This is a genomic window from Streptomyces sp. NPDC025638 (assembly GCF_055558775.1).
In genome coordinates this window covers 91,194-113,446 of record NZ_JBVHLX010000002.1, presented here as the reverse complement: position 1 = coordinate 113,446, position 22,253 = coordinate 91,194, and the positions used below count along the sequence as shown (strand labels likewise).

General features: G+C 70.4%; 19 protein-coding genes. 5 read left to right on the top strand and 14 right to left on the bottom strand.

Annotated elements, in window-relative coordinates; genetic code table 11:
• The first annotated feature begins 48 nt into the window (after positions 1-48).
• From ACZ4EG_RS04675 to ACZ4EG_RS04665, 3 genes are all read left to right on the top strand, one after another.
• Positions 49-990, top strand: coding sequence for a sucrase ferredoxin (locus ACZ4EG_RS04675; protein ID WP_453555494.1), 942 nt, complete (start codon positions 49-51; stop codon positions 988-990).
• Positions 991-1,124: 134 nt separating this feature from the next.
• Complete coding sequence (locus ACZ4EG_RS04670) at positions 1,125-2,789, top strand: ATP-binding protein (RefSeq protein ID WP_467789540.1); 1,665 nt, start codon at positions 1,125-1,127, stop codon at positions 2,787-2,789.
• Complete coding sequence (locus ACZ4EG_RS04665; RefSeq protein ID WP_467789539.1) at positions 2,789-3,469, top strand: response regulator; 681 nt, start codon at positions 2,789-2,791, stop codon at positions 3,467-3,469. The genes ACZ4EG_RS04670 and ACZ4EG_RS04665 overlap by 1 nt, the downstream gene beginning before the upstream one ends.
• A gap of 27 nt (positions 3,470-3,496) precedes the next feature.
• On the opposite strand, the gene ACZ4EG_RS04660 is transcribed toward ACZ4EG_RS04665, so the two are convergent.
• From ACZ4EG_RS04660 to ACZ4EG_RS04650, 3 genes are all read right to left on the bottom strand, one after another.
• Positions 3,497-4,558: an ABC transporter substrate-binding protein gene (locus tag ACZ4EG_RS04660; protein WP_467789538.1), complete on the bottom strand. Its 1,062-nt coding sequence runs from the start codon at positions 4,556-4,558 to the stop codon at positions 3,497-3,499.
• 150 nt (positions 4,559-4,708) lie between these two features.
• Positions 4,709-5,572, bottom strand: a complete 864-nt coding sequence (locus ACZ4EG_RS04655) for an ABC transporter permease (protein ID WP_467789537.1) — start codon at positions 5,570-5,572, stop codon at positions 4,709-4,711.
• The gene (locus ACZ4EG_RS04650) at positions 5,562-6,377 is read right to left on the bottom strand and encodes an ABC transporter ATP-binding protein (RefSeq protein ID WP_453555501.1); all 816 of its coding nucleotides are present in this window, start codon (positions 6,375-6,377) and stop codon (positions 5,562-5,564) included. The genes ACZ4EG_RS04655 and ACZ4EG_RS04650 overlap by 11 nt, the downstream gene beginning before the upstream one ends.
• A gap of 159 nt (positions 6,378-6,536) precedes the next feature.
• Between ACZ4EG_RS04650 and ACZ4EG_RS04645 the strand changes: the two genes are divergently transcribed.
• Positions 6,537-7,229 carry a response regulator gene (locus tag ACZ4EG_RS04645; RefSeq protein ID WP_453555503.1) on the top strand — a complete coding sequence of 231 codons (693 nt, stop codon included), beginning with the start codon at positions 6,537-6,539 and terminating at the stop codon, positions 7,227-7,229.
• Positions 7,230-7,293: 64 nt separating this feature from the next.
• On the opposite strand, the gene ACZ4EG_RS04640 is transcribed toward ACZ4EG_RS04645, so the two are convergent.
• The 6 genes from ACZ4EG_RS04640 to ACZ4EG_RS04615 all read right to left on the bottom strand — a co-directional run bounded on the left by ACZ4EG_RS04640 (position 7,294) and on the right by ACZ4EG_RS04615 (position 14,255).
• The gene (locus ACZ4EG_RS04640) at positions 7,294-8,886 is read right to left on the bottom strand and encodes a solute symporter family protein (protein ID WP_467789536.1); all 1,593 of its coding nucleotides are present in this window, start codon (positions 8,884-8,886) and stop codon (positions 7,294-7,296) included.
• Positions 8,883-9,431, bottom strand: coding sequence for a DUF485 domain-containing protein (locus tag ACZ4EG_RS04635; RefSeq protein WP_467789535.1), 549 nt, complete (start codon positions 9,429-9,431; stop codon positions 8,883-8,885). The genes ACZ4EG_RS04640 and ACZ4EG_RS04635 overlap by 4 nt, the downstream gene beginning before the upstream one ends.
• 68 nt (positions 9,432-9,499) lie before the next feature.
• Positions 9,500-10,180, bottom strand: coding sequence for a response regulator transcription factor (locus tag ACZ4EG_RS04630; RefSeq protein ID WP_467789534.1), 681 nt, complete (start codon positions 10,178-10,180; stop codon positions 9,500-9,502).
• Positions 10,177-11,328: a sensor histidine kinase gene (locus ACZ4EG_RS04625; protein WP_467789533.1), complete on the bottom strand. Its 1,152-nt coding sequence runs from the start codon at positions 11,326-11,328 to the stop codon at positions 10,177-10,179. The genes ACZ4EG_RS04630 and ACZ4EG_RS04625 overlap by 4 nt, the downstream gene beginning before the upstream one ends.
• On the bottom strand, positions 11,325-11,849 hold the full coding sequence (locus ACZ4EG_RS04620) for a DUF1453 domain-containing protein (RefSeq protein ID WP_467789532.1): 525 nt from the start codon (positions 11,847-11,849) through the stop codon (positions 11,325-11,327). The genes ACZ4EG_RS04625 and ACZ4EG_RS04620 overlap by 4 nt, the downstream gene beginning before the upstream one ends.
• A 282-nt stretch (positions 11,850-12,131) precedes the next feature.
• Positions 12,132-14,255 carry a DNA gyrase/topoisomerase IV subunit B gene (locus tag ACZ4EG_RS04615; RefSeq protein ID WP_467789531.1) on the bottom strand — a complete coding sequence of 708 codons (2,124 nt, stop codon included), beginning with the start codon at positions 14,253-14,255 and terminating at the stop codon, positions 12,132-12,134.
• Between the two features lie 441 nt (positions 14,256-14,696).
• Here ACZ4EG_RS04615 and ACZ4EG_RS04610 point away from each other — a divergent pair, with 441 nt between their 5' ends.
• Entirely contained in the window at positions 14,697-14,927 is a 231-nt protein-coding gene (locus ACZ4EG_RS04610; protein ID WP_453555517.1) for a DUF7455 domain-containing protein, read from the top strand.
• Positions 14,928-15,023: 96 nt separating this feature from the next.
• Here ACZ4EG_RS04610 and ACZ4EG_RS04605 read toward each other — a convergent pair whose 3' ends face one another.
• The 5 genes from ACZ4EG_RS04605 to ACZ4EG_RS04585 all read right to left on the bottom strand — a co-directional run bounded on the left by ACZ4EG_RS04605 (position 15,024) and on the right by ACZ4EG_RS04585 (position 22,218).
• Positions 15,024-15,887 (bottom strand): S1 family serine peptidase, encoded by an 864-nt coding sequence (locus ACZ4EG_RS04605; protein WP_467789530.1) that lies wholly within the window; start codon positions 15,885-15,887, stop codon positions 15,024-15,026.
• 121 nt (positions 15,888-16,008) lie between these two features.
• Positions 16,009-17,550, bottom strand: coding sequence for an RNA polymerase sigma factor (locus ACZ4EG_RS04600; RefSeq protein WP_467789529.1), 1,542 nt, complete (start codon positions 17,548-17,550; stop codon positions 16,009-16,011).
• A 428-nt stretch (positions 17,551-17,978) separates the two neighbouring features.
• Positions 17,979-18,866 (bottom strand): FadR/GntR family transcriptional regulator, encoded by an 888-nt coding sequence (locus ACZ4EG_RS04595; RefSeq protein ID WP_467789528.1) that lies wholly within the window; start codon positions 18,864-18,866, stop codon positions 17,979-17,981.
• 162 nt (positions 18,867-19,028) lie between these two features.
• Complete coding sequence (locus ACZ4EG_RS04590; protein WP_467789527.1) at positions 19,029-21,368, bottom strand: ABC transporter ATP-binding protein; 2,340 nt, start codon at positions 21,366-21,368, stop codon at positions 19,029-19,031.
• A gap of 91 nt (positions 21,369-21,459) precedes the next feature.
• A complete protein-coding gene (locus ACZ4EG_RS04585) occupies positions 21,460-22,218 on the bottom strand; it encodes an NUDIX hydrolase (protein ID WP_453555527.1) in 759 nt (252 codons plus the stop codon).
• Between the last annotated feature and the right edge of the window lie 35 nt (positions 22,219-22,253).

Sequence of the window (22,253 nt, the reverse complement as noted above, 5' to 3'; positions counted from 1 at the left end):
AGCCCGGCTGGAAGTCACTCCGAGGAAAGTCAGGTTAGGCTCACCTCTGTGAGTAGGTGTGCGACCGTCTCCCGGAGCCTCGAAGAGCCCGTCTCCGGTACCGCGGCCACTGCGACGACATGGCTGCTGCTGGAACAGCCCGGTCCCTGGGGTGCCAAAGCGCTCGCTTCGAGCCACCTGGACCCCGCGCTGGGGCGCGCCCTGGAGGCGGCCGCCGAGGGAACCGGCGTACGGATCGCGCTGATCCGGCGTCCCGGACGCCACGCCGACCTCGGCAGGCCCGCCATGCGGCAGGTCTACGCCGCCCACACCGTTCCCGGGAACACCTGGCTGCGCAGCGCCACGACCTGCGACCCGGAACAGCTGCGTGCCCTCGACTTCGCCGCCCTCGGCGCGGGTGACCACCGTTCGTTCGACGTGGCACTGCGCGCCCAGGCGCATCCGGACGGCCCGCTGGCGCTCGTCTGCACCAACGGCAAACGCGACCGCTGCTGCGCCCTTCTGGGCCGCCCCCTCGCGGCCGAGCTCGCCGCGTCCGGTGTGCGGGGCACCTGGGAGGTCACCCATCTGGGTGGTCATCGCTTCTCGCCGACTGTGCTCGTGCTGCCGTACGGCTACGCCTACGGCCGGGCCGAGGCGCACGCCGTCAAGGAGGTGCTGCACGGCGTGCGGGAGGGCCGTGTCGTCATCGAGGGCTGCCGCGGCTGCTCGGCCTGGGAACGGCCCGGCCAGGCTGCTGAACTGGCCGTGCGCACGGCCGCCGACGAGTACACGGCGGGCACGCTGAGCGTCGTAGGGACAGAAGGCGGGGCGCCGCGCTGGGAGGTGACCGTGGCCCATGTCGACGGCCGCCGGTGGCGCGTCACCGTGGCCCAGGGCGCCTCGCTGCCTCCCCGGCCGGAGAGCTGTGGGGCAGCGGTGCTCGGTACCCCGGCCCGGATGGACGTGGTGGCGGTGCACGAGCTGACCACGACGGCCCTGGCGAGCTGACGACGGCAGCCCCGGCGAGCCGACGGCCCCGAGCGGGGCCCGCCCGGTTCTCCCGGCTCTCCCAAGGTCCGGGTCAGGAGATCCACGCCACACCCTCTACGGCAGGGTGCGCCCGGCCACGTACCGTCGTGGGTATGAGGCCCACTCCCCCCGCACGCCGTCTGCGCCTCGGTCTGCCGCGGCGGGTGTTCTCCCAGGTGCTGCTGATGCAGGTGGCGATCGCCGCGGGAGTCGCGGTGCTCGCGACCGGGCTGTTCCTCGCGCCGCTGAGCAAGCAGCTCGACAACGAGGCCATGCGCCGTGCGCTGGCGATCGCGCAGACCACCGCGCAGGAGCCGCAGGTCGCGACGGACCTGCAGAACACCCCGCCGACCGCCGACGGCCCGGTGCAGCGGGAGGCGGAGCGCATCCGGCGCGCCACCCACGCCGAGTACATCGTGGTGATGGACCTGCGAGGCATCCGCTGGTCGCACACGAACCCGCGGCAGATCGGCCTGAAGGTCTCGACCAACCCCGAGGAGGCCCTCGCCGGCAATCAGGTCATGGAGATCGACACCGGCACCCTGGGCCGCTCCGCCCGCGGCAAGGTGCCGCTGTACGACGCCGACCACCGGATCGTCGGGGCGGTCTCGGTGGGCATCGCGTACGACAGCGTGCGGGCCCGGCTGATCAGCGCGATCCCGGGGCTGCTCGCCTACGCGGGCGGCGCGCTCGCGGTCGGCGCGCTGGCCGCCTGGCTGATCTCCCGCCGGGTCCAGCGGCAGACCCGGGACCTGGCCTTCTCGGACATCTCGGCGCTGCTCGCGGAGCGCGAGGCGATGCTCCACGGCATCCGGGAGGGCGTCGTCGCCCTCGACCGCACCGGCCGCATACGTCTGCTCAACGACGAGGCGCGGCGGCTGCTGGGCATCGGTGACGAGGCCGTCGGCCGGACGCCGGACGAGGCGCTGGGCGCGGGCCGTACGACGGACGTCCTGGCCGGGCGGGTGACCGGCACCGACCTGCTCACCGTCCGAGGCCAGCGGGTCCTGGTCGCCAACCGCATGCCCACCGACGACGGCGGCGCCGTGGCCACCCTGCGCGACCGCACCGAACTGGAGCAGCTCGGCCGCGAACTCGACTCCACGCGGGGCCTCATCGACGCCCTGCGCGCCCAGGACCACGAGCACGCCAACCGTATGCACACCCTGCTGGGCCTGCTGGAACTGGAGATGTACGACGACGCCGTGGAGTTCGTCGGAGAGGTGGTCGGCGCCCACCGGGTCACCGCGGAACAGGTCACCGAGAAGATCCAGGACCCGCTGCTCGCCGCCCTGCTGGTCGGCAAGGCGACCGTCGCGGCCGAGCGGGGGGTCGCCCTGTGGGTCTCGGACCGCACCCGGCTCCCGGACCGGCTGATCGACCCCAGGGGCCTGGTCACCGTCGTGGGCAATCTGGTGGACAACGCGCTCGACGCCGTCGCGGGCACTCCGCACGCGCGCGTGGAGGTCGAGTTGCGCATCGAGGGGCGTACCGCCGTCCTGCGGGTGTGCGACACGGGTCCCGGCATACCGGCGGAGCAGCGGGAAGTGGTCTTCACCGAGGGGTGGTCCACCAAGAAGCCGCCCGCGCACGGCAAGCGCGGCATAGGGCTCTCCCTGGTGCGCCGGCTCGCCGAGCGGCAGGGCGGGAGCGCGAAGGTGAGCGAGGCGGACGGCGGGGGCGCCGAGTTCACGGTCGTACTGCCGGAGGCCCTGACCGAGCCGGGCCTGGCACCGGCACTGACCGCACCCGTGGCGTCCGCCGACGAGGAGGCGTGATGATCGAGGTCCTGGTCGTGGACGACGACACCCGGGTCGCCCGGGTCAACGCCGCCTACGTCGAGAAGGTGCCGGGCTTCCATGTGGCCGGCGAGGCGCACAACGCGGCCGAGGCGCTGCGCCGGATGGAGGAGCTGCCACGGCTCGACCTGGTCCTCCTGGACCACTACCTGCCCGACGAGACGGGTCTCGCGGTCGTCCGGGAGATGCGCCGGCGCGGCCACCAGACCGACGTCATCATGGTCACGGCGGCCCGGGACGTGTCGACCGTGCATGCGGCGATGCGGCACGGCGCCCTGCAGTACCTGATCAAGCCGTTCGCCTTCGCGGGCCTGCGGGCCAAGCTGGAGGCGTACGCGCGGCTGCGCCGCACCCTGGACGGCGGGGGCGAGGCCGAACAGGCGGAGGTGGACCGTATATTCGGCGCACTGTTCGCGCCGTCGGAGCCGGGGCTGCCCATGGGCCACTCCCCCACCACCGCCGGGCTGGTGCGGCAGTCCCTGATGAACGCCGAAGGCCCGCTGTCGGCCCAGGAGATCGCCGAGCGGACCGGGGTGAGCCGGCAGACCGCCCAGCGCTATCTGAAGCTCCTGGAGCGCACGGGACGGGCCCGGCTGACCCTCAAGTACGGCGACGCGGGCCGCCCCGAACACCGTTACGTGTGGGCGACCCGCGTCTGACCGCGGCCGTTGCGTCCGTCGGCCGGCCTACTTCGCGGCCTTCTCCACGAATTCGGTCGTGTACGTCTTGCTCAGGTCCACCGTGGCGTTCTTGATGGTGGGGTTGAACGCCTTGAGGACCTTCTCGACGGTCTCGGGGCCGTTCGTGGGCATCACACCGTCGTCGGTGAACATCGGAAGGGTGCTCTTGATGGCCTCCGAGTAGAGCGTCTTGTTGCCCTGGGAGTAGTCGGCGGGCATCTTGGCCGCGATCTCGTCCGCGCTGTGGGTGGACATCCACTTGAGCGTCTTGACGAATGCATTGGCCAGCTTCTGGACGGTGTCCTTGTGGCTGTTCACCCAGTCCGTCTGCATGTACAGACTTGACGACGGGTACGGGCCGCCCAGCGCCTCCTGCGAGCCCTCGGGGGTCCGCATGTCGACGAGGATCTTGCCCGCCTTCTTGTCCAGGATCGTGGCGACGGTCGGGTCGGTCGTCATGCCGGCGTCGATCGAGCCCTGCTGCAGCGCGGAGATGAACGTCGGGCCCGCACCCACGGCGACCGGGATGAACTCGCTGGTCTTCACGCCGTTCTTGACCGCGAGGTACTTGGTGAGGAAGTCGGTCGAGGCGCCGAGACCGGTGACGCCGAGCTTCTTCCCCTTGAAGTCCTTGGCCGAGGTGATGTCCTTCGCCTTCTTGGTGGAGACGACCTCCACCTCGCCGGGGGCGTGCGAGAACTGCACGACGGACTCCACGGCCTTGCCCTTCACCTGGAGGTCGAGGGTGTGGTCGTAGAAGCCGACGGCGCCCTGGACCTGGCCGGAGACGAGCGCGGTCTCCGCCTGGACACCGGCGGGCTCGCTGAGCATCTCCACATCGAGGCCCTCGGCGTCGAAGTAGCCGAGCCGCTGGGTGAGCATCGCCGGCAGGTAGATGACCTTGTCCAGGCCACCGACCATGATCTTGACCTTGGTGCCCTTGCCGTCGCCCTTGCTCCCGGAGCCGGCGGAGGCGGTGCCGGCCGCGTCATTGGCGCACGCGGTGAGCGAGGAGAGGGCGAGCAGGCCGACGGCGGCGAGCGACGCGTATCTGGCGGACTTGCGCATGGCGGTTCACGTCCTTGTGAGAGGGCGGTGCGGGGATGAAAGGAAGGTCTGTGGGGGGCGTTCAGCTGGGCGGGTCCGGTCGCCGGGCGAGGCCGGTCCGCCGGGCGAAGCGGGTTCGCCGGATGAAGCGGGTTCGCCGTGCGGCTCGGATCAGCCGTCCGAGCCGGCCGGCTTCCATCGGAAGATGCGGCGCTCGGCGAAGGTCAGCAGGCCCTCGGCGAAGAGTGCGACGACCGCGAGGATCACCATCGCGGCGTAGACGCCGGCCGCGTTGAAGGTGCCCTGCGACTGGGCAACGAGCAGGCCGATGCCCTTGGTGGCGCCGATGTACTCGCCGACGATGGCGCCGATGAGGGCAAAGCCGAAGCTGACGTGGAGGCTGGTGAAGATCCAGGAGGTGGCCGACGGGATGACCACCTGAAGGGTCACCCTGCGATCGCTCGCACCGAGGATCCGGGCATTGGCGACCAGGTTGCGGTCGACCTCGCGGGCGCCCTGGAAGGCGTTGAAGAACACCGGGAAGAACACCAGCACCACGGCCGACGCGATCTTGGAGGCCGGGCCCAGGCCGAACCAGATCACGAAGATCGGGGCGAGGACGATCCTGGGGATGGAGTTGAGCACCTTGATGTATGGACCAAGGACATCGGCCAGGAAGGCGATCCGTCCGAGGGCGATACCGAAGACCACACCGGCGGCGACACCGATGATCCAGCCGAGCAGCGCCTCGTGGAGCGTGTACCAGATCTGCTCGCCGAGGGAGCCCTGCGCGGTCCCGTGCATGATCCACGTGTAGATCTGGTCCCAGATCTTCGACGGCATCGAGAAGTTGAACGGATCGATGACGCCGGCCCGGGACAGGGCCTCCCACAGGCCGAGCACGGCGACCAGGACCAGCACACGAGCGCCGGTGACGACGATCTTGCGTCTGCGGGCGGCCTGCGCCCGTGACTGCGCACGGTCCGGTGTCTTGACGGTGTCGACGACGGGCGTGGTGATGACCTCAGGCGACATTGGCGGCACCCCTTTCGCGGGTGATGCGGACCTCTTCGCCGAGGGACTCCCAGATCTCGCGGTAGATCTCGATGAACCGGGGCTCCAGACGCACCGACTCGACCTTGCGCGGCCGGGGCAGGTCGATGTCGAAGACCTGCTTCACGGTCGCGGGTCCGGCGGTCATCACGACGACCTTGTCGGCCAGCGCGATGGACTCCTCCAGGTCGTGGGTGACGAAGACGACCGAGGCGCCCGTGCCCTCCCACAGCTCCAGGAGCTCGTCCGACATCAGCGCCCGGGTCTGTACGTCGAGCGCGGAGAACGGCTCGTCCATCAGCAGGATCTCGGGGTCGTTGACGAAGGTGGCGGCGAGAGCGACGCGCTTGCGCTGTCCGCCGGAGAGCTGGTGCGGATAGCGGTCCTCGAAGGCGGCGAGCCCGACCCGGGCCAGCCACTCGCGGGCCTTCTCCTTGGCCTCCGCCTTCGGCACGCCCCGGAAGCGGGGGCCGGCCATGACGTTGGACAGGACCGTGCGCCAGGGGAAGGTGGCGTCCTGCTGGAAGACGAATCCGACCTTGTCACCGACGCCGGAGACCGGCTGCCCAGCCACCAGCACATCGCCCTCGGTGGGCTCCTCCAGCCCGCTGACCAGGGTCAACGTGGTCGACTTACCGCAACCGGTCGGGCCGACCACAGCCACGAACTCACCGCGTCCGACGGTGAGGTCCAGGTCCCGGACGGCCGTGTGCAGACCCCCCGAAGGGGTCCTGAAGATCTTGCTCGCGCCCCGCAACTGGATGGCGGGGCTGGTGTCTGCGCTCATGGCCCGGGACGGTAGGTGTGGCCCCGGCCACAGCAGCAGTCTTCTGAGCGCAAGCCGTTCTTTTGCTCGCAAGAGCCTGTTGTGCTCATTTTGCTCGCGCTACAACTGCGGAGCACGAAACACGGGCTTAACGCTCGCCGGCCTTGAAGGAGAGGCCTGATGATTGACGTCCTGGTCGTGGACGACGACTTCCGTGTCGCCGAGATAAACGCCAAGTACGTGGGAAAGGTTCCCGGATTCCGGGTGGCCGCCCGCGCGCACAGCGCTGCCCAGGCCCTGGCCACCGTGGAACGCGGGGGCATCGACCTGGTGCTGCTCGACCACTACCTGCCGGACCGGACCGGCCTCGAACTCGTCCACCTGATGCGGGAACAGGGCCACGGCACCGACGTCATCATGATCACGGCGACCAGCGATGTGACGACCGTGCAGAAGGCGATGCGGCTGGGAGCCCTGCACTATCTGGTCAAGCCGTTCACCTTCGCCGCCCTGCGCACCCGCCTGGACTCCTACGCCGCCCTGCGCCGCACCGTCGACCGGGTCGGCGGCCGGGGCCTGACCGGACAGGAGCAGGTCGACCGCATCTTCGGCGCGCTACGGACCACGCCCGCGCCGAACGCGCCCGGCCTGCCCAGCGGTCAGTCCGAGCCCACCACGGACCTCATCTGCGGCGTCCTGCACCGCGCCGCCCACCCGCTGTCCGCCCACGAGGTCGCCGCCGAGACCGGCCTGAGCCGCTCCACCGCCCAGCGCTACCTCCGCCACCTGGAGCAGGCGGGCCGGCTCCGCCTGTCCCTGAAGTACGGCGACACGGGACGCCCCGAGCACCGGTACGCATGGGTGGCACCGTGACGCGTCGACGCCCTGGCGCACGGATGACTCCGCAGCGGCTCACCGCCCTGGCACGCGGGCCGCACTACACGGCCCCCGCTCCGGTCAGCGACCGCACCTCGGTCTCCGCGTGTTTGGCCTTGTCCGGGACCTCGGCCGAGGTGACCGTCCCCAGCCAGCCCGCGAGAAAGCCCAGCGGGATGGAGACGATGCCGGGGTTCTGCAACGGGAAGTACTGGAAGTCGACGGCCGGGAACAGCGAATCCGGGCTGCCGGACACCACCGGCGACAGCAGGACGAGCCCCAGAGCCGGAACAAGCCCTCCGTATACGGCCCATGCCGCGCCGCGTGTGGTGAAGCCGCGCCAGAACAGCGAGTAGAGCAGCACCGGCAGATTCGCCGACGCGGCCACGGCGAAGGCCAGGCCCACCAGGAAGGCCACGTTGAGGTCGCAGGCCAGCAGGCCCAGCCCGATCGCGACCAAACCGATGCCGACCGCCGCGACCCGGGCCACGGCCACCTCGCTGCGCGGCTGACCACCACTGCGCCGCAGCGAGGCATACAGGTCGTGGGCCACCGACGCGGAGGACGCGAGGGTGATCCCGGCGACCACCGCAAGGATCGTGGCGAAGGCGACGGCCGCGACGACCGCGAAAAGCACCGTTCCTCCGGTGGAGTCGGCGCCGCCGCCCAGATTGAGCGCCAGCAGCGGAACAGCCGTGTTCCCGGCCGCGTTCGAGCCGCTCACGGCCTTGGGCCCGACGATCGCGGCCGCCCCGAACCCGAGCACGATCGTCATCAGGTAGAACCCGCCGATCAGCCCGATCGCCCACACCACCGAACGGCGTGCGGCCCGCGCGGTCGGCACGGTGTAGAACCGGGACAGGATGTGCGGCAGTCCGGCCGTGCCCAGCACCAGCGCGAGGCCCAGGCTGATGAAGTCGAACCGTGCCGTCCAGTCCCCGCCGTACTTGAGGCCGGGCGCCAGGAACGCGTCCCCGTGACCGCTGCGCTCGGCGGCCGTGAGCAGCAGTCGGTCGACGTCGCCGTGGAACCGCAGCAGGACCAGCACGGTCAGCGCGATCGTCCCGCCGAGCAGCAGAACCGCCTTCACGATCTGAATCCACGTCGTGGCCCGCATCCCTCCCAACGACACATAGATCACCATGAGCGCGCCGACCCCGATGACGGTCCATGCCTGCGCCGCCTCACCGCTCCGCCCGAGCAGCAGCGCGACCAGGCTGCCCGCCCCCACCATTTGCGCCACCAAATAGAGAACGGACACGGTGACCGAGGACGTTCCCACCGCGATCCGCACCGGACGCTCGCTCATCCGCGCGGCCACCACGTCGGCCAGCGTGAACCGCCCGCAGTTGCGGACCAGTTCGGCGACCAGGAACAGCACCACCAGCCAGGCCACCAGGAAGCCCACCACGTACAGCAGTCCGTCGTAGCCGAACAGGGCGATGAGACCGGTCACTCCGAGGAACGAGGCGGCCGACATGTAATCGCCTGCAATGGCAAAACCATTCTCCATGGGCGAGAAGAGCCGCCCGCCAGCATAGAACTCCTCCGCGGAACCACGCCGGTTACGGCTCACCCAGGTGGTGATCGCCAGCGTGATCGCCACAAAGCCACTGAACAGCAGCAGCGCCAGTGTCTGGTGATGGCCCGTCATGACGCACCACCCTGCACACCACGCGTCAACTCCTGTGTGTCCCAGCGCAGATCGAGCGCCGCCCGGTCCCTGTGCAACCGCGCATGCCGGGTGTAGGCCCAGGTGAGGAGGAAGGTGGTGGCGAACTGCCCGAGTCCCGCGAGTATCGCCACGTTCACCACGCCCACCACGGGCCTGGCCATGAACCCGGGCGCCGTCGTCGCCGTGACCACATACCCCACGTACCAGGAGAAGAAGACCGCGACCCCGGGCACCACGAACCTGCGGTACCGGCTGCGCACTTCCTGGAAGGCCGCGCTGCGCTGCACCTCCAGGTACACGTCGCGCGCCCGAAAGGCCACCCGCTCCTGCCCTTCGCGCGCGGCCGGCACCACCGGAGTGGGCACGCCCGTGCCGTCCAACTCGCCCCAGCCGGAGGCCAGCGCGTCGTACCAGGGGTCTTCATATCCCACGCTGTGGGAAGCCGGGCCATGGTCTTCGTGGTTCCCGGCCGGACTCTCGGGGCCGCCTCCGCCTTCGCAGGGACGGCCGTTGCTTGACTGCATGCCCAAGGATGGACAGATCGGGAAGATCCCTGACTCTTCTTCCCCCGGCTCTCACCCCATCAGGTGACTCAACCGGCTGGTGGACGCACCAGTCCCTTTCCGTACGCGTAACGCACCGCCTGGGCACGGTCCTTGAGCCCCGTCTTGGCGAAGAGGTTGTTGATGTGGGTCTTCACGGTCGCCGTGGAGACGTGCAGCCTGCGGGCGATCTCCTGGTTGGTGAGGCCCTCGGCGATCAGCACCAGGACCTCGGTCTCCCGCGCCGTCAGCCCGTCGGGCGCCTCGGCGCGCTCCGGCCTCGGCTCGGGCTCCGACAGCCGCTCCAGGAGCCGCCGTTGGACACTCGGCGACAGCCCGGCGTCTCCGGACAGCACGCTCTCCACGGCCCGCACGATCTCGTCGCCGCCCGCGTCCTTGGTCAGGTAACCGCGAGCCCCCGCTCTCAGCGCGGGGAACAGCGACTCGTCGTCCGCATACGTGGTGAGCACCACGACCTGGGTCCCGGGGTACTCCGCCCGGATCCGCCGGGTCGCCTCGACACCGTCGCAGCGGGGCATCCGCAGGTCCATCAGGACGACGTCCGGGGCGAGTTCGGCCACCAGCTTCACCGCCTCCTCGCCGTCGCCCGCGGCCCCGACGACCTCGACGCCAGGCAGCAGCCCGAGCAGCATCACGATGCCCTCCCGGACCACGGTCTGGTCGTCCGCCACGACCACCCGCGCGGGCCTCTTGCCTGCCTCCTCCGTCATACGGGCACCTTCAACGTCACCGCGAACCCCTCCTCGTCCGGCCGGGCCTCCAGCGAACCGCCCAGCAGCTCGGCACGCTCCCGCATGCCCAGCAGACCGTACCCGGCGCCCGACGCGGTGAGTTCGCCCGCCGCACCGCCCGAGTCCCGCACGTCCAGGATCACTTCATGGTCGCTGTAGTCCAGCCACACCCGGACCTTGGCGCCGTGGGCGTGCTTGCGAACGTTCGTCAGCGCCTCCTGGGCGACCCTCCGCACGGCCTGCGACGCCTCCGCGGGCAACGGTCGGCGCTCACCCGTGACGGTGACCTCGGCGCCGTCGGCCGTGCTGACGAGTTCGCCGAGGAAGTCCTCCAGCGGGGTCAGTTCACCGCGCAGCGCGGAGAGTGCCTGCCGGGTCTCGGCGAGACCGTCCCGGGCCATCCTCCGTGCCGCCACCACCCGTTCCAGGATCTGCTCCCGGTCGGCGCCCCGCTCGATCAGCAGGCGGGCCGCCTCCAGGTGCACGAGCTGCGCCGAAAGGCTGTGCGCGAGCACGTCGTGGATCTCCCGCGCGATCCTGGCCCGCTCCGCCAGCGCCGCCGACTCCGCCTCGGCCACCCGGGCGGCACGCTCCTGCGCGAGCAGACGCTGGGCGTTGCCGCGCGCTTCGGCGTCGAGGCGGAGGACATAGCCGGCGAGGGCCATGCCCGCGACGGTGGCGGCGGTGGTCAGCCAGACGTCGTTGTTGAAGGCCGAGTACGAGGCAAGGGCCACGGAGGTCACCGGCAGAGCGGCGCCGAGGGGCAGTCGCTCCAGGGCGGAGATGCCGCACCCGCACCAGATCACAAGGGCAGGCCTCTTGAAGCCCGTGGCCTGTGCGGCTACCGCGATGCCCAGCAGCACGCCGATGAGGGCCAGGGAGGGCACGAGCCGGTGCGCGTAGGTCGTGCGGAAGAAGGCCCAGGAGACGACTGCGGCCACTACGACGCCCACGGCGGCGGCGACCGCGCCCAGGGCATGGACGTGACGTGCGCTGAAGGCTTCCCAGAGGAGTATGGCGAGCACCAGGATCCTCACGGCCCAGGCGAGCATCCGCCGGGGCCGGGAGATACCCGCGCGGCCGAGCGCCTCGCGGGACGGCCAGCGCGTCCAGGCGTTCTCCGTCATACACGCTCCTTCCACGCAGGCCCGGCCACGCTGTCACCGTACGCCGCGCCCTGTGCGGCGGGTGTCCTCAGCAACTGCGCACGCCAGGCCAGGATCCCGGAGCGGACCAGCAGGGTGCCGGCGAGGGCGACCATCAGGGCGGAGCTGTCCTGGTGCACGCCGACCAGGGCGCCGAGCGCGAAGAGTCCGACGCGCAGACCGATGCCCACGGCCCAGACGAGCACGCTCGCTTTGGTGCTCTTGGTCCAGACGACGCCGTCCGGCTCCTCCCACACACGGGTGGTCCAGGCCCAGCCGACGCCGGTGGCCAGGCCTATGAGCACCTCGGCGGCGAGCAACAGAGCGGACCCGGTGCGGTGGTGGGCGTCGAGTATGCCGGGCTCGCGCAGCGCGAGGACCGCGAGGATCACGGGCACGGCCCACCAGCGCCGGTCGGTCTCGATCGGACGGGCGCGGAACTGCCGTACGACCACCAGCGCGACAACGGCCGCGATCACCAACACGTTGACGAGCCCGGACATCAGAGCCTCCGTGAGCGGGAAGGGGATGCCGGCAGCGAGTCCTGCCGACGCCTTCGACGCTACGGAAATTCACAGGTCAGCAGATCGGAGCGGGGGTGGATCATGGGTGGATCCCTGCGGCCGGGCCTCATCCACCCACGGGTGGAGAAACGGCGAAACCGCACTCGTACCCTGAGGCCGCACGAGTACCGCGAAGCGATGCGAGCCCAGCAAAACCAGGCGAGTACCGCCGGGTCATCCACCTGGGCCGGTCACGGAACCGGCCCAGGCCCGGCGTAGTTGCTACGCGTCGATCCGCGACCGGTCCAGCGTCGCCGCCGAGCTGGAGATGAACTCCTTGCGGGGCGCGACGTCGTTGCCCATCAGCAGATCGAAGACCTGCTCGGCGGCCTCCAGGTCGGAGAGGTTGATCCGGCGCAGGGTGCGGTGGCGCGGGTCCATCGTGGTTTCGGCCAGCTGGTCCGCGTCCATCTCGCCCAGACCCTTGTAGCGCTGGATGGAGTCCTTGTACCGGACGCCCTTGCTCTGGAACTCCATGAGCTTGTCGCGCAGCTCACGGTCCGAGTAGGTGTAGACGTACTTGTCCTGGCCCTTCTTCGGCTGGACGAGCTCGATGCGATGCAGCGGCGGCACCGCGGCGAAGACGCGGCCGGCCTCGACCATGGGCCGCATGTAGCGCTGGAACAGCGTCAGCAGCAGGCAGCGGATGTGGGAGCCGTCCACATCGGCGTCCGTCATCATGATGATCTTGCCGTACCGGGCCGCGTCGAGGTCGAAGGTCCGGCCCGAGCCCGCCCCTATGACCTGGATGATCGCGCCGCACTCGGCGTTCTTCAGCATGTCCGTCACGGACGACTTCTGGACGTTGAGGATCTTGCCGCGGATCGGCAGGAGCGCCTGGAACTCGGAGTTCCGGGCCAGCTTCGCCGTGCCGAGCGCGGAGTCTCCCTCGACGATGAACAGCTCGCTGCGCTCGACGTCGTCGCTGCGGCAGTCGGCGAGCTTGGCGGGCAGGGACGAGGACTCCAGGGCCGTCTTGCGGCGCTGCGCGTCCTTGTGCTGGCGGGCCGCGATGCGCGTACGGGCGGCGGCGACCACCTTTTCCATGATCACCCGGGCCTGGGCGGCCGCGTCGCGCTTGGTGGAGGTCAGGAAGGCCTTGAGCTCCTTGGCGATCACGTTGTTCACGATCCGGCGGGCGGCCGACGTGCCGAGGACCTCCTTGGTCTGGCCCTCGAACTGCGGTTCCGCGAGACGGACGGTGACGACCGCGGTGAGCCCCTCCAGGGCGTCGTCCTTGACGATGTCGTCCTCGGCGACGCGCAGCAGCTTCTTGGCGCGCAGCACCTCGTTCAGCGTTTCCTTGACGGCCTGCTCGAAGCCGGCGACATGGGTGCCGCCCTTGGGAGTGGCGATGATGTTGACGAACGACCTGAGGGTCGCGTCGTAGCCGGTCCCCCAACGCATCGCGACGTCGACGCCGAGCTCGCGCGTGACCTCGGTGGGCGTCATCTGGCCGTGGTCGTCCAGGACCGGGACGGTCTCCTTGAAGGTGCCCTGTCCGGTGAAGCGGAGGACGTCGCAGACCGGCTTGTCGGTCGCCAGGTACTCGCAGAACTCGCTGATGCCGCCGTCGAAGCGGAAGGATTCCTCGCCCTTGCTGCCACCCTCGCCCAGGCCGTACTCGTCTCGGACGACGATAGTGAGGCCGGGTACGAGGAACGCGGTCTGGCGGGCGCGCTGGTGCAGCGTCTCAAGGGCGAGCTTCGCGTCCTTGAGGAAGATCTGGCGGTCGGCCCAGTACCGCACGCGCGTGCCGGTGCGGGTCTTGGGGATCCTCTTGGCCTTGGCCAGGCCGCTCTTGGCCTCGAACTTGGCATCCGGGCCGTCCGTCGCGAAGGCACCCGGGACGCCGCGGCGGAAGCTGATGGCGTGGGTGTGGCCGCCGCGGTCCACCTCGATGTCGAGACGGGCGGACAGTGCGTTGACCACGGAGGCACCGACGCCGTGCAGACCGCCGGAGGCCGCGTACGAGCCACCGCCGAACTTGCCGCCGGCGTGCAGCTTGGTCATGACGACCTCGACTCCGGACATGCCTGTCTTGGGCTCGACGTCCACGGGGATGCCGCGGCCGTTGTCCCGCACTTCCACGGAGCCGTCGTCGTGGAGGATCACCTCGATGTGGTCGCAGTAGCCACCGAGGGCCTCGTCCACGGAGTTGTCGATGATCTCCCACAGGCAGTGCATGAGGCCGCGGCTGTCGGTCGATCCGATGTACATACCGGGGCGCTTGCGCACGGCCTCGAGGCCCTCGAGGACGAGCAGGTGCCGCGCGGTGTAGTTGGAACCGTCCCGGTCTGCTCCTGCCAGCAGCGCTGTGGACGGCACGGACTTATCGGCGGTCACGCGGTTCGCTCCTCGCTGAATTTCAGTTGGGCCCCTTCTGGGCAGGGGCCCGGCTTCGGTCGCCGCTCAGAGGGTACCGAGGCCTGGTAGAGCCGTTGTAACGCCACCCTCACTCTGAACTCAGACTAGTCCAGAGTCGTATGCATGTTCGATCCCTCGATGGAGTGAAGTACATATCACGTTCCCTTCGAGGCATGAACCATTTAGGCTCCGGGCACGTCCTCATGAACAACCGGCAAGCCAGCCGGGGGGACCCAAACCGATAGACAGCGCGAACCCGTAAGCACACAAAACACGCAATACGGCACATTCGCCGCCAACCGGCAGCAGACAGCCGCCCCGGAAAGATTTTTTCGAGGAAATGCCACGAGCGGGAACGTTTTCGGGCTGGTTGGATGTTGACCCTGGTACGACAGCTCGTCGAGCTAGAGAAGAGGCGACGTGACTACTGTTCTGACCCCCGCGAGCCCGCTGACGGCCGCCGATCGCTGCGACCGCTGCGGCGCCCAGGCCTACCTGCGCGTAGTCCTGCTCAGCGGCGGTGAACTGCTCTTTTGCGCCCACCACGGTCGCAAGTTCGAGCCGGAACTCAAGAAGATCGCCGCTGAGATACAGGACGAGACGGAGCGGCTGACGTCCGTTCCGGCATCCGCCTCCAAAGAAGAGCGCTGACCTCTCGCATCCACGACGAGCCAGCCCCGGCACAGGCCGGTGTTCGGGCGGTCGCTCCTCCCAGGAGCGACCGCCCGTCCTCGTCCCCACGGCCTCTCAGGCCCCCGGGTGCGCCTTCGGTGCCCCGCTCCCGCTGACCTGGCCCAGCGTCCGTACGACCTCGGACACACGGGTATAGACCCCGGGGCTCCCCGCGCGGCCACAGCCGTCCCCCCAGGAGACGAGCCCGATCAGCCGCCCATTGGCGACCAGCGGGCCCCCGCTGTCGCCCTGGCAGGCGTCGGGACCGCCCTGTGTCTGCCCCGCGCACAGCATGGAGCCGGCCTGGTACGTGCCTTCCTCTCTGCCGGGATAGGCCTCCTTGCACAGCTCGTCGGGCAGCACGCGCACGCGTGCGGCATGCAGTTGCCGCGTGTAGTCGCCAGTGCCCGTCGTGTCGCCCCATCCGGTGACCATGGCGCTCGTTCCGGGGGTGTACGCGGGATCACCCGCTGCCGCCATGGTGATGACCGAGCTCCGCGGCAGGGGCTTGGCAAGGGTGAGCACGGCGAAGTCTCCGGTATTGCCGACCGGGTCGTAGTGCGGATTGATCCGGACCGCGCGCACGGCGATCTCCTCGCCCTGGCCCGACAGGAGGTCCGTACGGCCCGCGATGACCCTGAGGTCCCGCGCCTGGTCCGGCGGGCCACCCAGGACGTCCTCGCCCAGGCAGTGGGCAGCGCTCAGCACAGTGCTGCGGTCGATCGCCACGCCACCGCAGAACTGTCCCGCCCGCATACCCCCGAACCGGTCACGGCTGGACAGCGCGACAGTCCAGGGCACCTGTGACACATCGACGGGGAAGCCACCTACGACAATGCTGTCCGCGGCGACCGGGGCCGCGGTCGCCAGCGGTATTGCGGCCGCGGCAGCTGCCAGGACCAGCGGCCGGACCAATGCCCGCGCAAACGTACGACGCATGCTCGCTCCTCACTCAGGGTGCTCTTGGAACACCCAGAGTCATCCAGAGCGCCGCACTGCGCAGCGCGAAGGCCCGGCCCCCCAAGGGGAGACCGGGCCTTCGAGGCCGTTCGAGGGCGACCTAGTCGAGGTAGTCGCGCAGCACCTGGGAACGCGAAGGGTGGCGCAGCTTCGACATGGTCTTGGACTCGATCTGGCGGATCCGCTCACGCGTCACGCCGTACACCTTGCCGATCTCGTCGAGGGTCTTCGGCTGACCGTCGGTGAGACCGAAACGCATGGACACGACGCCCGCCTCGCGCTCGGACAGGGTGTCGAGGACGGAGTGCAGCTGCTCCTGGAGGAGCGTGAAGCTGACCGCGTCGGCCGGGACGACGGCCTCGGAGTCCTCGATGAGGTCACCGAACTCACTGTCGCCGTCCTCGCCCAGCGGGGTGTGCAGCGAGATGGGCTCACGGCCGTACTTCTGGACCTCGATGACCTTCTCCGGGGTCATGTCGAGCTCCTTGGCCAGCTCCTCCGGGGTGGGCTCGCGGCCCAGGTCCTGGAGCATCTGGCGCTGCACGCGCGCGAGCTTGTTGATGACCTCGACCATGTGCACCGGGATACGGATGGTGCGGGCCTGGTCGGCCATCGCGCGGGTGATCGCCTGACGGATCCACCAGGTGGCGTACGTGGAGAACTTGTAGCCCTTGGTGTAGTCGAACTTCTCGACCGCGCGGATCAGACCGAGGTTGCCCTCCTGGATGAGGTCCAGGAAGAGCATGCCGCGGCCGGTGTAGCGCTTGGCCAGGGAGACCACCAGACGGAGGTTGGCCTCCAGGAGGTGGTTCTTGGCGCGGCGGCCGTCCTCCGCGATGATCTCCAGCTCACGCTTGAGCTTCGGCGCCAGCTTGTCGGCGTTCGCCAGCTTGTCCTCGGCGAACAGACCGGCCTCGATGCGCTTGGCGAGCTCGACCTCCTGCTCGGCGTTGAGCAGGGGGACCTTGCCGATCTGCTTGAGGTAGTCCTTGACCGGGTCGGCGGTGGCGCCGGCCGCGGCGACCTGCTGCGCGGGCGCGTCGTCCTCGTCCTCGTCGGACAGCACGAAGCCCGCGCTCTCGGCGCCCTCGGGCTCCTCGGTGCCCTTGGCGTCCTCGAGCACCTCTTCCTCTACGAGCTCGCCGTCGTCCTTCTTGGCGGTGGTCTTCTTGGCCGCCGTCTTCTTGGCGACGGTCTTCTTCGCGACAGCCTTCTTGGCGGTCGTCTTCTTGGCAGCGGCCTTCTTGGCGGGCGCGGCTTCCTCGGCGGGATCGACGGCGGCAGGTTCGGCGGACGCGACCGGGGCAGCCGTGGTGGCGGTGGCCTTCCTGGTGGTCACCGTCTTCGCCGCGACCGTCTTGGTGGCGGTGCGCTTGGCCGGACTCTTCGCTGCGACGCTCTTTCGGGTGCGCTTGGGCTCCGCGGCACTGACCATCAGCGTCACACCCTCTTCCTCGAGGATCTGGTTGAGGCTGCGCAGTACGTTCTTCCACTGAGTGGCCGGAATCTGGTCAGCTTCGAAGGCCCGACGCACGTCATCGCCGGCGATCTGCCCCTCAGCCTTTCCCCGCTCAATGAGCGCCATGACAGAGACGGACTCGGCAATCTCCGGCGGGAGCGTACGGGATGTGCTGGCCGACACGAACAACCTCTCGGAACGTTGGAAAACGGCTTTCGGCCCCGTCCAAAATGGACTGGAGCCGACCGCCGGCTTGGGGATGGGCCGACGGCGCGGGCGGGGGCCGGGAAGACTCACAGCGCCTTGAACGGCGTCCGTATTCCCTCCGCGGCTGTCACCTCTTAGGTCATCGCGCTGATCCCGTGAGCGTTACGCCCAATCTGCGTGGCCCGAGTCACACCGCGTAACCACTCAAAAACGGTCAGACACGGGCAGATGATGTCACCGATGTCCTTGACCGAGGCCGCTCCGACGCATATGCCACCTCGTCGCACCGCCGGACCCCGCCGGACTTCTGAGGGTCCGGCGGGGTCCGGTGGCAGACGGGTTCCGGGGCCCGGCACAGCCACGAGAACGCGGCACTCACCGACCGCACCGCCCGCGGGGCGGGCTCAGTGTTCGCGTGGCGCGGGCACCACGCGCTCCACCTCGGGATGAACGGTCAGCAGTTGCCGCATGGCCGCCTCGGCCGCCGCGCCGTCGCCGGTGCCCAGGGCGTCGACGATCCGCGCGTGCTGGGCCAGTGACCCCTCGTTCGGCCGGTCGCAACCGGTGACCGGGCCTCCGGAGACCTGCAGGGCGGCCGACACGATGCCGGAGAGGTGCTCCAGCATGCGGTTGCCCGCGATCTGGATGAGCAGCGTGTGGAACTCGGAGTCGGCGCGGGAGAAGGTGAGCGCGTCGCCCTGTCCCATGGCGTGGCTCATGATCTCGACCATGTCGGAGAGGCGCTGCTGGACCTCCTCGCGCCCGTGCCCGGCGGCGAGGCGCGCGGCGAGCGGCTCGATCGTCCAGCGCAGCTCGCTCAGCTCGCGCCGCTGGTCGTCGCGCTGCGGCCCGAAGGCCCGCCACTCGATGATGTCCGGGTCGAGAAGGTTCCAGTCGCTGACGGGACGCACGCGCGTGCCGACGTTCGGGCGGGCGCTGACCAGGCCCTTGGCCTCCAGGACACGGAGGGACTCGCGGACTACGGTGCGGGAGACCTCGAAGCGCTGGCCGATCTCCTCCGGGACGAGCGGGCGGTCGGCGCCCAGGTCACCCGAGACGATCATCTGGCCCAGTTGCTGAACGAGTTGGCCGTGCAGCCCGCGTCCGCGACTGCCCGCGGCGCGCCGGCCCACACGGCCCAGCTCGGGTTCCGCACCGTCCCAGACAGGCGCTCCGACGCGGTCGGTGGCGGGGGCCTCCGCGTAGGGGTAGCGGTCGAGTTCGCCCGGGCCGACCAGACCGGAGTCTGCGGGGCGGGCGGCGGTCATCATGGTGTGCGCAAGGGTACTCACGGATCCTTTGTCGGCGCCGTCTCCAACTCCCTTGAGGTCTTTGGTGAAAAGCACACGAAAGGGTGATCGCTCACCCCGTCGCAATTGACGCCTTATCGGAAAGAAGTGGGCGTTCTCCGGGAGGTTGTGTGCACGGGCGGACCCGAAGCGTACGGACGGTCGTCATCGGACCCTGCTCCGCAGGGTCGTCAGCACATACGCGCAGAGCAGGGCGGTCAGCGACAACGTGAGGGCGCCGCCCACGGGTTGGGCGAGCACCCGGGCAGCCGCGGTCAGATATCGCTCTCCCCCGAACGGCCACTGCAGCAGGAAGACCTCCCGCATCCGCCCGGGAAGCCCCGCCGCCATCCGCACCGCGGGCCCCTGCAGCGCCTTCTGCACCAGGGGTACGACCACGACGGGTACGGCGAGCACCGCGGCGAGCCCGGCCGCGGTGGACCGGAAGACGCCCGCGGCCAGCACTCCGGCCCAGGCGCACCCGGTCACGAGCCCGAACCAACTCGCGGTCACCGAAAGCCAGTCGGCGGGAACCTGCGTGAGCTCCCGGCCGTATACGAGATAGAGCAACTCGGCGTCGCAGCCCACGGTGAGGAAGGCCAGCATCAGCGCCGTGGCACCGGAGACGAGGAGTTTTGCGGTGAGCAGCCCCAGCCGACGGGGCACGGTGCCGCGGTCGGCCGCCAGGGCGGGGTGGCGGAACTCGTCGCCGAAGGCCAGCGCGCCGAGCAGCCCCGCGCCGAGCGCCGCGGGCGGCAGAGGCAGCTCCTGGGGCCACGCCGCGAACAGACGCGCTTGCGTGGTGTGGCCGAGGCGAGCGAGCAGTACGGCGGTGAGCGCGGACACCACGAGCACGGCACCGCAGGTGACGAAGCCCGTGCCGATGCCGGCGGCCCGGCGGAGTTCGTAGCGGAGGGGGCGGAGGGGGCTGGGGGCGGGACGGACGGAGATGGGGGGCGGGAGGGGGGACAGATCACCTGGAGCGAGGGGGCCGGCGGGGCGTGAGTGGCCGGCCCTGAGCCGGGTTCCGGACGCGCGGTGGTGATGCGCGGCGGTGGTGAACGGGGTGGGGGTGGGGTCGTCGGGTTCCGAGCCGTCATCGGTTGCCTCCACGTCGGCCGTGCGCGCGCCGCTGACCTGGGCCTGCTCACTCTCGGCGGCGGAGACCGAGGCGGCGGGTGGCCCCGCGGGCACGGTGGTCGGCAGTGCGTCCGGAGCGGGCGGACCGGGGTCGGACCGCGACTGACCTGGCACGTAGGGCTCGTCGAGGGGCTGCGGCTGGTCCGGCTCAGGGAGGTCGTCGAGGATCTGCGACCGATCTGTGGCGGCCACGTTGCCAGGAGTTTCCGGTCGATCCGCGGCGGCGGGATCGTCAGGCGTCCTTGGCCCATGCGCCACAACCGGACCGTCAGACGTCGTCGCCTGATCCGTCGGCACCGCACCGCCGAGCGCCTTCGGCCCCTCCGCGACCCCCGGGCCGCCGGCCGACTCCGCCTGCTCCACCGCCACTGCGTCGCCGGGAGTCTTCGGCTGTTCGGCGGTCGGCGGCTCGTCGGCGGGGGCCGGGCGGTTCGCCTCCGCCGATCCGTCGGCCGGGCGGGATCCGTCCGTCGTCGGCGTTCCGGCCCCGGGGCCCATGTCGCCCGTCTCGTCCGCGAGTTGGTGGACGAGGATGCCATGACGGAACGCCGTCTCCCCCACGTCGGCGGTCGTACTGCCATACACGGAGAGGCGGTTGCCGCCCTCATGTACGACCTCGACGGAGCGCCGGCCGGTGCGGGCCTCCTTGGCGAGTACGGCGGCCAGGCGGGCGGCGTGCGGGCTGCGGACAGCCACGCGGGGGCGCAGGCGGGTGCGGCCGAACTCCGCCGCCTCCTGGTCGGCGACGAGCCTTCCGCCCTCCAGGGTGACGACCTGGTCGGCGGTGCGCGCGGCTTCCTTGGGGTCGGCCGTGGCGAACAGGACCGTGCCGCCCTGGCTCGCGTGCGCCCGGAGCATGCCGTGCAGCCACCGGGCCTCGCGGACCGACAGGCCGTGCGCGGGGTCGTCCAGCACCAGGGTGTGCGGGTCGGACAGCAGGACGCAGGCCAGGCCGAGCCGGCGGTCCATGCCCCGGGACAGTGTGCCCAGGCGCTCCTCGCGCAGGCCTGCGAGGCCGACCACTTCGAGGACCTCGTCGGCGCGCCGGGCGGGGACTCCCGCCGCGGCGCACAGCATGCGCAGGTGTCCTCGGACCGAGCGGGCCGGATGCCCGGGCACATCGCCGAGGAGGACGCCGACTTCGCGTGAGGGGTGGGTGATGCGGTGCAGGGGCCGGCCCCTGAAGCAGGTGATCCCGCGGCCCTGTTGGAGTTCGAGCATCAGCCGGAGCGCCGTCGTCTTGCCCGCACCCGATGCCCCGAGGAGCGCGGTGACACGGCCCGCGCGCGCCTCGAACGAGACGTCGTCGACGGCGGGCGGGTGCGCCTTGCGGGGGTTGCTGGTCAGTCCGAAGGCCTGGATCACCTGAAGCAAGATAGCGCGCTTCGTCCGATTTTTCGGGTATCGCCCCTTCTATCCCGCCAGGGCCGCCCGTCCGGTCTCCGCCGCCGCAGCTTCACACCTCGGGGCGCAGCATCGGGGGGTTGAGCAGTGTGGCGCCGCCCGCGCGGAAGAGTTGGGCCGGGCGGCCGCCCTGGCGCGTGGTCGTGCCGCCGGCGGGGACGAGGAATCCAGGGGTGCCGGTCACCTTGCGGTGGAAGTTGCGCGGGTCGAGAGCCACGCCCCAGACGGCCTCGTAGACGCGGCGCAGCTCTCCGACGGTGAACTCGGGCGGGCAGAAAGCGGTGGCCAGCGACGAGTACTCGATCTTGGAACGGGCCCGCTCGACCCCGTCGGCCAGGATCTGGGCGTGGTCGAAGGCGAGCGGCGCCACCGGCTCACCGTCACGGCCGTACCCGCCCTGCTGGAGCAGCTCCTCCACCGGTGCCCAGCGCGCATTGCTCGCGTCGCCGCCTGCCCGGGGTGCCGGCAGGTCGGGAGCGAGGGCGAGGTGCGCGACGCTGACCACTCGCATGCGCGGGTCCCGCTTGGGGTCGCCGTAGGTGGCAAGCTGCTCGAGGTGGGCGCCGCCGTCCTGGGCGGGGGAGGAAGGGTCGTGGGCGTGCAGCCCCGTCTCCTCGGCAAGCTCGCGGGCCGCGGCCTGTGCCAGGTCCTCGTCGGCCCGTACGAAGCCGCCGGGCAGCGCCCAGCGCCCCTGGAACGGGGGCTCACCCCTGCGCACCGCCAGCGCGCACAGGGCATGGCGGCGCACGGTCAGCACGACCAGGTCCACGGTGACGGCAAAGGGCGGAAATGCTGACGGGTCGTAGGGCATGCGGCGATCATAGTCGTCTGCCTGACGATAAGCAC

Coding starts and splice junctions, on each gene's coding strand:
- ACZ4EG_RS04645 (WP_453555503.1), top strand. CDS start 6,537: ATGATTGACGTCCTGGTCGTGGACGACGACTTCCGTGTCGCCGAGATA.
- ACZ4EG_RS04585 (WP_453555527.1), bottom strand. CDS start 22,218: ATGCCCTACGACCCGTCAGCATTTCCGCCCTTTGCCGTCACCGTGGAC.
- ACZ4EG_RS04630 (WP_467789534.1), bottom strand. CDS start 10,180: ATGACGGAGGAGGCAGGCAAGAGGCCCGCGCGGGTGGTCGTGGCGGAC.
- ACZ4EG_RS04670 (WP_467789540.1), top strand. CDS start 1,125: ATGAGGCCCACTCCCCCCGCACGCCGTCTGCGCCTCGGTCTGCCGCGG.
- ACZ4EG_RS04650 (WP_453555501.1), bottom strand. CDS start 6,377: ATGAGCGCAGACACCAGCCCCGCCATCCAGTTGCGGGGCGCGAGCAAG.
- ACZ4EG_RS04620 (WP_467789532.1), bottom strand. CDS start 11,849: ATGTCCGGGCTCGTCAACGTGTTGGTGATCGCGGCCGTTGTCGCGCTG.
- ACZ4EG_RS04635 (WP_467789535.1), bottom strand. CDS start 9,431: ATGCAGTCAAGCAACGGCCGTCCCTGCGAAGGCGGAGGCGGCCCCGAG.
- ACZ4EG_RS04665 (WP_467789539.1), top strand. CDS start 2,789: ATGATCGAGGTCCTGGTCGTGGACGACGACACCCGGGTCGCCCGGGTC.
- ACZ4EG_RS04625 (WP_467789533.1), bottom strand. CDS start 11,328: ATGACGGAGAACGCCTGGACGCGCTGGCCGTCCCGCGAGGCGCTCGGC.
- ACZ4EG_RS04660 (WP_467789538.1), bottom strand. CDS start 4,558: ATGCGCAAGTCCGCCAGATACGCGTCGCTCGCCGCCGTCGGCCTGCTC.
- ACZ4EG_RS04605 (WP_467789530.1), bottom strand. CDS start 15,887: ATGCGTCGTACGTTTGCGCGGGCATTGGTCCGGCCGCTGGTCCTGGCA.
- ACZ4EG_RS04655 (WP_467789537.1), bottom strand. CDS start 5,572: ATGTCGCCTGAGGTCATCACCACGCCCGTCGTCGACACCGTCAAGACA.
- ACZ4EG_RS04640 (WP_467789536.1), bottom strand. CDS start 8,886: ATGACGGGCCATCACCAGACACTGGCGCTGCTGCTGTTCAGTGGCTTT.